Source organism: Alitiscatomonas aceti, assembly GCF_025567195.1.
Classification (GTDB): Bacteria; Bacillota; Clostridia; order Lachnospirales; family Lachnospiraceae; genus Alitiscatomonas; species Alitiscatomonas aceti.
This window is the reverse complement of the sequence record NZ_JAOQJF010000017.1, coordinates 58,675-66,410: the sequence shown is the minus strand read 5'-3', so window position 1 is coordinate 66,410 and position 7,736 is coordinate 58,675. Positions and strand designations below refer to the sequence as shown.

The window sequence follows — 7,736 nt, the reverse complement described above, 5'->3', positions numbered from 1 at the left end:
AAAAAAAGCCCCAAAAGGGCATTGAAAATTTGCTGTAAATAAAGGAAAAATCGAGATGCAGGAAAAGAGATAAAAAAATGACGAGAAGAAAACGACGGAACTTTCCTAGTACTACGACGGAAAACGGGTCGTATCCCGGCGCTGTGATGCGGATCGTATATTCTGCGTAAGGCCTCTCCCCGGACGGAGCCAGGCTAAGCTCCGCCGGAGGGGCTTCCAGAGCCACATTTTCTGTCTGGCCGGAGCTGTCTGTCCTCACTTCCTCCAGAATCTCCTCCGGCGTCTCTGTCTTTGATATGGAGATGCTGGCATCTGTGACCGGAAAATTATTTGTATCTGAAACCACATCTACCTGCAGATAACCTTGTGCCATGTCTGCCTCATAATAAAGAATGTTAGGATAGCATATGCGCCAGGACGGATGGAGTTTCCCTGTCAAATAGAAAGAATCATTCAAAAAAACAAAAAAATTTCAAAAAAGGGCTTGTGTAAATGATCCTTTTGTGGTAGTATATAGGCACTGGGGCATTAGCGCAGTTGGGAGCGCGTTTGAATGGCATTCAAAAGGTCGTGGGTTCGAATCCCATATGCTCCACTTTTTCTTTTTTGCAGATATGGTTCATCGGTAGAACGCTAGCTTCCCAAGCTGGAAAGGCGGGTTCGACTCCCGTTATCTGCTGTATCAGACCTCTTATAGTTGTTGAAAGATCCAATAACTATAAGGGGTTTTTTCATCTGTTCTTCCCAGCCCGTCTCCCATCCTGGGTTTCTCTGTAACTTCCAGCCCATAAAAAGGCCTCCCGCTGCACCATACAGCGAAAGGCCTTTTTTCATATCGGGGGTGATTTCCAGTCTTATTATTTGAATTTTGTCAGGGATACTACGAGGGCTGTACAGCCAACGAGACCGATGACGTTGGGAAGAACCATGAGCTGGTTGAACATATCGGACAGAGCCCATACCAGATCAGAAGAGGTGGTGGTTCCCAGGAAGATGAAGATCAGAGAAATGATCGTATAAACGGTCACGCCCTTCTTGCCAAACAGGTACTCCGTATTTACCTTACCGAACATATTCCATCCGAGGATCGTGGAGAACGCAAAGAAGAACAGGGCGACTGCCACGAATTTCGCTCCCAGATCTGCGCCAAACACAACGCCGAAGGCGGTCTGGGCCAGGTTCGTGTTGTTAAGCACATTTACGATCTCTCCGGTGTAGCCTGCTGCTAAGGGGCCGTCAGGAGTGTAAAGCGTGCAGATAACAACCAGGGAGTTTAAAGTCAGAACTACGAAGGTATCAATGAAAACACCGATCATAGCCACACAGCCCTGCTCGTGAGGCTCTTTTACATTTGCAAGAGCATGAGCGTGGGGTGTGGAGCCCATACCAGCCTCATTGGAGAACAGGCCGCGCTTTGCACCCTGGCTGATGGCTGCCTTTAATGCAGTACCAAAAGCACCGCCGACGATGGCCTGGGGCTGGAAGGCATATTTGAAGATCATCCCAAAAGTTGCCGGAACATACTGGATCCTTGCGATCAGGACAACAACGCCGCCCAGAAGGAATACAGCTGCCATGATGGGAACCAGCTTCTCCGTAACGGAAGCAAGACGCTGAACGCCGCCAACGAAAATAAATCCACATACTGCTACTAAAATGATACCAACGATCCAGGACGGAACACCAAAGGCTGTGCTGAAAGTAGAGCCGATGGAGTTGGACTGTACCATACAGCCGGTAAAGCCCAGAGCCAGGATGATGGCAATGGCGAAGAAGGCTGCCAGGAATTTTCCAAGGCTGCCCTGGAAAGCAGTGCGGATGTAGTAAACAGGTCCGCCAAGATACTGTCCGTCTTCATTTTTCACACGTGTCTTCTGGGCTAAAACTGCCTCGGCATAAATGGTCGCCATGCCGAAGAACGCAATGATCCACATCCAGAAAATAGCTCCGGGACCGCCGGTCAGGATCGCACCAGAGGCGCCGACGATATTACCGGTACCAACCTGGGCAGCGATGGCTGTGGCCAGCGCCTGGAAGGAACTCATTCCGCTCTCATGCTTCTTGCCGCTTAAAGTCAGGTTTCCGAATACCCGCTTCATACCTTCTCCAAAGCAGCGGACCTGAACGAATTTCGTCTTAAAGCTGAAGTACAGGCCGGCTCCCATAAGAAGGAATACCAGGATATAGTCAGACAGATATCCATTAATGGTATTCACGATAGGCAGTAAGGTGTCAGTTAATGCTTGCATAGTTTTTCCTCCTATTATTGCATAATGTGATCCCGGTCAGGGACCGGAATCCTTACAGCTTTGCTGGTCTGGAGTTCCAGACCATAGGGGACATATGTACACAATAAAATCTTAAAATCTCCCCCTGCGGAATGCATTTTCCGGCGGCCAAAGAACCGTACCGTTGCCTGTATCCTACCCCACAGATACATTTTTTCTATGTCTATGCATTTCCGTATAGATTTTATCGATTACATACCTAATATACCATGTTGCACAAATGATGTCAATTTATTACCGCCTGTTTTTATTGGTTTTTCTTTATATTTTTTATCTTATCTTTAGTTTTTTTATATTTATTTAACATATTTGACTGCAAAATCCACGGAGGCCATGGCATCTTTGCAATAACCGTCTGCACCGATGGACTCAGCGTACTCCTTTGTAAGGACCGCGCCGCCCACCATGACCTTTACCCAGGGGGCCTGGTCCCGTAAGAGCCGGATGGTCTCCTCCATGGCCGGGACTGTGGTGGTCATGAGGGCGCTTAAGCCCACCACCGGCACCTGCTCCCTTACGGCGGCGGAAACGACGGCCTCCGGCGGTACGTCCCGCCCCAGATCCAGCACCTGGAAGCCATAATTTTCCAGCAGGACCTTTACGATGTTTTTTCCGATATCGTGGATATCTCCCTTGACTGTGGCCAGGATCACCGCGCCCCGATTCTCCCGCTCCACTCCGTCTTTTGTCATCTTTTCCTTCATGATCCCAAAGGCAGCCCGGGCAGCCTCTGCGCTCATTAAAAGCTGCGGAAGGAACACAGTTCCGGCCTCAAAGCCCTTTCCCACCTCGTCCAGGGCCGGGATCATCTCCCGGTTTATTACGGTCAGGGCATCTGCTGAAAGGAGGGCATTCCGGGCTGCCGTTTCAGCCGCCTGGATCATCCCCTTCTTTATGCTGCGCTTTAAAGGAGTCTCTGCCGGATCTCCTTCCAGCGCTGCCGGACCATAGGGACCTCCGGAACTTTCAGTTTCCCCAGTTCCCTGGGATCCGTTTTTCCGGATTCCAGCCGCCGCTTCCTTCCGGGCCTCCTGTTCTGCCTTCCTGGCCGCCTCCTCCTGCCCGTATTTTTCCACGTAGCCAGAGCAGTTCTCATCCATCCCATGGAGGACCAGAAAGCTCTTATAAGCGGCCGCCATGGCCGGGAGGCCAGGATTGATGATCGCCGCAGACAGGCCGTTTTCCAGCGCCAGCAGAAAGAACGCAGAATTGATATGCTCTCTCATGGGAAGGCCAAAGGATATGTTGGACACGCCCAGCACGGTTTTTCCTCCCAGCTCCTCCTTGACCCGTTTTACAGTCTCCAGGGTGGTCATGGCCCCGTTCTTATCCGAGCTCACAGCCATGCACAAGGCATCCACCAGGATATCCTTCTTCTCAATACCGTAGGAGGCCGCCGTCTCGTAAATCTTTTTCGCCACTGCAAGCCTTCTGGCCGCCGTTTCCGGGATCCCGTTTTCATCCAGGCACAGGGCCACCACCACGCCTCCGTACTTCCGCACCAGCGGGAACACCGCCTCCATGACCTCCTTCTTTCCGTTGACAGAGTTGACCATAGGCTTTCCGTTATAGATCCGCATGGCCTGTTCCATGGCCTTTACGTCTGAGGTATCGATCTGCAGCGGCAGATCTGTTACGCTCTGGAGCTCTCTTACGGTCTCTGTCATCACTGCCGTCTCATCGAGGCCGGGAAGTCCCACGTTCACGTCCAGGATATCCGCCCCATTCTCCTCCTGGGAGGCGGCCATGTTCAGGATATACGCCATATCCCGGTCCTTCAGGGCCTGCTTAAGCCTGGGTTTTCCCGTGGGGTTGATCCGCTCTCCGATGATCACAGGCCTTTCGCCCAGGATCACCGCCTGCCCGTAAGAGGAGACCACCGTCCGGTCCTTTTTTTCCACCGGAAGCAGAGGAAGCGGACCGCAGGCCTCCCTAAGTCTCCGGATATGCTCCGGCGTGGTCCCGCAGCAGCCGCCAAGGACCGAAACTCCGCATTCCGCCATGGCCTTCATGGCCTGGGCAAAGCCGCAGGCATCGATGTCATACACGGTCCGCCCGTTCTCGCTCCTGGGAAGGCCGGCATTGGGATTTACCATCAAAGGAAGGGATGAGACGCTCCTTAAATGCTTCATGAACGGCAGCAGCTGGACCGGACCCAGACCACAGTTCAGGCCTATGACGTCCGCTCCCAGCCCCTCCAGGAGGGCGGCCGCCGTTTCCACCGTTCCTCCCGTGAGCATTTTCCCCTTTTCGTCCAGAGTCACTGTGGCGAACACCGGAAGGGATGAGACCTCCTTGGCTGCCAGCACCGCTGCCTTTAACTCATAGCTGTCTCCCATGGTCTCAATGACGATCAGGTCGGCTCCTGCCCGGACTCCAGCCTCCACCACCTCTTTATACGCCTTACATGCATCCTCGAAATCCAGATCCCCGCAGGGGGCCAGAAGCCGCCCCGTGGGCCCCAGATCCAGGGCCGCATATCCATGCCCGGCCTCCTTTACAGCCTCCTTTGCCAGGGAAACGCCCGCCGTTACAATGGATCCCAGGCTGTATCCTTCGTCTTTCTTATATTTGAACCCGTTGGCCCCAAAGGTATTGGCTGTCACCACATCGGCCCCGGCCCTTAAGTATTCCAGGTGGATCTCCTTCACGGCCTCCGGATGAGAAAGATTCCATGTCTCCGGCAGCTCTCCCGGCAGAAGTCCCCGCTCCTGGAGCATGCTCCCCATGCCTCCGTCAAAAAAGATCCGCCTCCGCTTCAGTTCATCCCTGATATCCATCTGTCCTTACGTCTCCCTTCCCTGTCCCAGGCTCCTCCTGTACGGACAGTCCTTTTTTTCACATGCCTCGCACCCCTCTGTCCGGCAGAAGCCCTTCACCGGACTGATCCCGATCACCGCCGTCACGGATTTGGACGGCATCATAAGGCCTCCCTCTGTCAGAGTGATCCCCAGGCGCTTCCCGGCCTCCAGCCCTCCCAGAAGGTCCTTCTGGACGCTTAACGGGAAATCTCCGTAGCCCGGAGAAAATCTTGGCCGCAGGTAAAGCCCCTTTTCCTCATATTCCTTTCGCCAGGACTCAAAATTCCTGTCACAGACCTCCTCGATCAGAGCCGCTGCTGCCGCCTGCATGACCACAGCCCTGGCCATAAAAAGCTTCCCGTACTTAAGGAGCAGCCGGTCCACTCCCGTCCCCAGGGTCGCCGCCATCACAAGAACCCGGGCGCAGCCGCCCAGGTTCTTTAAAAGACTTCTGCTGGAGGTCTGGAAACAGCCGCAGTCCAGGCTCCCGTCCCGCACCGTCACCGGAAACTCCCGTACACAGATCCGCTCTTCTGATACCCGCAGGAGCTCTTTTATACATTCCTCTGCCAGTTCTCCTGTTTCCTCATCCGGGACCCGGTTCCCATATCCCAGATACCGGAACACCTCGCTCCTGCGGACCCCGTCCTCCATCATACCAGGATCTCCGATAAGCTGCTCTTGATCTGCTCCGCCACATCCGGCTTGTTCATGGAATAGATATGGATGGCATGGATCCCGTTGGCCACCAGATCGATGATCTGGGATACGGCATAGGCGACGCCCGCCTGCTTCATGGCCGCCGGATCGTCCCCGAACCTGTCTAACAGCATTTTAAAACGGGTGGGAAGGACCGTTCCGGACATGCTGAGGATCCGTTTCATCTGCTTTGCGTTTGTTACCGGCATGATCCCGGCCACCACCGGCACGGCGATCCCAGCCTCCCGGATCCTGTAAAGGAAGTTGTAGAACAGATCGTTGTCAAAAAACATCTGGGTCGTCAGGAAGCTGCAGCCTGCGTCCACCTTTTCCTTCAGATACCGGATGTCCTCTGCTTTATTCTTCGATTCGGGATGGCCCTCTGGATAGCAGGCGCCGCCGATGCAGAAATCTCCCATGGCCGCCAGCTCTGCCGCCAGGTCACTGGCGTGGCTGTAATCCTTTTCCACATGACCGTCCGAAGGGATATCCCCCCGGAGCGCCAGGATGTTTTCGATCCCGTTTTCCCTGAGCCGTTCCACCACGCCCATCACATGCTCCCTGGTGGAGGAAACACAGGTCAGATGGGCCATGGACGTGACTCCGTATTTTTTCGCCAGGCAGGCCGCCAGGTCCGCCGTATACTGGCTGGTGCCGCCGCCGGCCCCATAGGTGACGCTCATAAACGACGGGGAAAGCCTGGCGATCTCCACCGCCGCCTGCTCCACGGTCTCATATGCGCTCTCTTTTTTGGGAGGGAACACTTCAAAGGAAAGAACTGGTTTTTCCTGGGATAAGATTTCTGTGATCTTCATATCTTCTGCCTGCCTTTAGTCATTTTCTGTAATGAAGGTATGCTATCACAAAAATGCGTCCCTGTCTAATATAGAAAAAATACGTCTTGTTAAAGGTTTTTCCTATATCAAGTTGTTCTATACCAGGACCTTCTCCAGCTCCTCCAGATATTTCTGCCCCAGGGGACTTAAGGCTGCCCCCTTCCGTTTCAGATATCCGATGGTCATGGTCTCCTCTCCTTCCAGAAGGACTGCACAGTAATCGGAGCCGTTGAGCTCCTCACAGATGATGCCGGAGCAAAGGGTATAGCCGCAGAGACCCACCATCAGGTTTAAAATGGTGGCCCGGTCGCTGACCTTAATGGAGCGTTTGTAATCATAGGTACTGAGGACCTCCTCCGCAAAATAGAAGGAATTATACTGGCCCTGCTCAAAGGAAAGGCAGGGATACGGCTCCAGGTCCTCCATGGAGATCCTCGTTCTCCCAGCCAGGGGATGGCCCTTCCACATATATACATATACGCCGCAGTCCATCAGCAGCTCAAATTCCAGATCCATAGTGGAAAACAGCTTATAAAGCACCCGCTTATTGAATTCATTGACATAAAGGATCCCGATCTCGCTCCGGAAGTTTTTCACATCCTCGATCACTTCATAGGTAGTGGTCTCCCGCACTGCAAACTCGTATTCCTCCATGCCAAACTGCTTCACCATCCCGATGAAGGCACTGACCGCAAAGGTATAATGCTGCATGCTGACGGCAAATTTCTTCTTCACGTCCTTCTTTTCCACGTACCGGGACTCCATCAGCTCATACTGCTCTGTCACCTGCCTTGCGTATCCCAGGAACTCTTTGCCCTCCTCTGTCAGGATCACGCCCCGGTTATTTCTTAAAAATATCTCGATCCCGATCTCCTTTTCCAGCTCTCTGAGGGCCTGGGACAGACTGGGCTGGGAAATAAAGAGCTTTTTTGCCGCCTCGTTCATGGAGCCTGTGTCGGCGGCGGCGATCACATAGCGAAGCTGGGTCAGAGTCATAGTACACCTCCTGTTTTTCCTCCTATGATACACGAATACCTCTGGAAAAAAAAGAGAATTGTTGGAAATTGGCAGAAAGTATGGTATGATAGGGATACTATATCAAAAAGGGAGGC

The 7,736-nt window shown here is 53.2% G+C and carries 6 protein-coding genes and 2 tRNA genes; 2 read left to right on the top strand and 6 right to left on the bottom strand.

Features of this window, described 5'->3' with window-relative positions:
• The coding region (locus OCV69_RS09780) for a carboxypeptidase-like regulatory domain-containing protein (protein WP_262563076.1) at window positions 1–373 on the bottom strand (373 nt) is incomplete at its 3' end.
• Between the two features lie 149 nt (window positions 374–522).
• On the opposite strand from OCV69_RS09780, the gene OCV69_RS09775 reads away from it, so the two are divergent.
• Window positions 523–595: transfer RNA gene (locus OCV69_RS09775), tRNA-Ala, on the top strand.
• A gap of 13 nt (window positions 596–608) precedes the next feature.
• A tRNA-Gly gene (locus OCV69_RS09770) sits at window positions 609–679 on the top strand.
• A 178-nt stretch (window positions 680–857) separates the two neighbouring features.
• Here OCV69_RS09770 and OCV69_RS09765 read toward each other — a convergent pair.
• The 5 genes from OCV69_RS09765 to OCV69_RS09745 form a co-directional block, all read right to left on the bottom strand.
• Window positions 858–2,249: an alanine/glycine:cation symporter family protein gene (locus tag OCV69_RS09765; protein ID WP_158358764.1), complete on the bottom strand. Its 1,392-nt coding sequence runs from the start codon at window positions 2,247–2,249 to the stop codon at window positions 858–860.
• 335 nt (window positions 2,250–2,584) lie between these two features.
• On the bottom strand, window positions 2,585–5,068 hold the full coding sequence (locus tag OCV69_RS09760) for a homocysteine S-methyltransferase family protein (protein WP_158358765.1): 2,484 nt from the start codon (window positions 5,066–5,068) through the stop codon (window positions 2,585–2,587).
• Between the two features lie 6 nt (window positions 5,069–5,074).
• A complete protein-coding gene (locus OCV69_RS09755; protein ID WP_158358811.1) occupies window positions 5,075–5,743 on the bottom strand; it encodes a vitamin B12 dependent-methionine synthase activation domain-containing protein in 669 nt (222 codons plus the stop codon).
• Window positions 5,743–6,603: a methylenetetrahydrofolate reductase [NAD(P)H] gene (gene metF, locus OCV69_RS09750; RefSeq protein ID WP_158358766.1), complete on the bottom strand. Its 861-nt coding sequence runs from the start codon at window positions 6,601–6,603 to the stop codon at window positions 5,743–5,745. Before metF ends, OCV69_RS09755 begins: the two co-directional genes overlap by 1 nt.
• Window positions 6,604–6,720: 117 nt before the next feature.
• Complete coding sequence (locus OCV69_RS09745; RefSeq protein ID WP_158358767.1) at window positions 6,721–7,620, bottom strand: LysR family transcriptional regulator; 900 nt, start codon at window positions 7,618–7,620, stop codon at window positions 6,721–6,723.
• Between the last annotated feature and the right edge of the window lie 116 nt (window positions 7,621–7,736).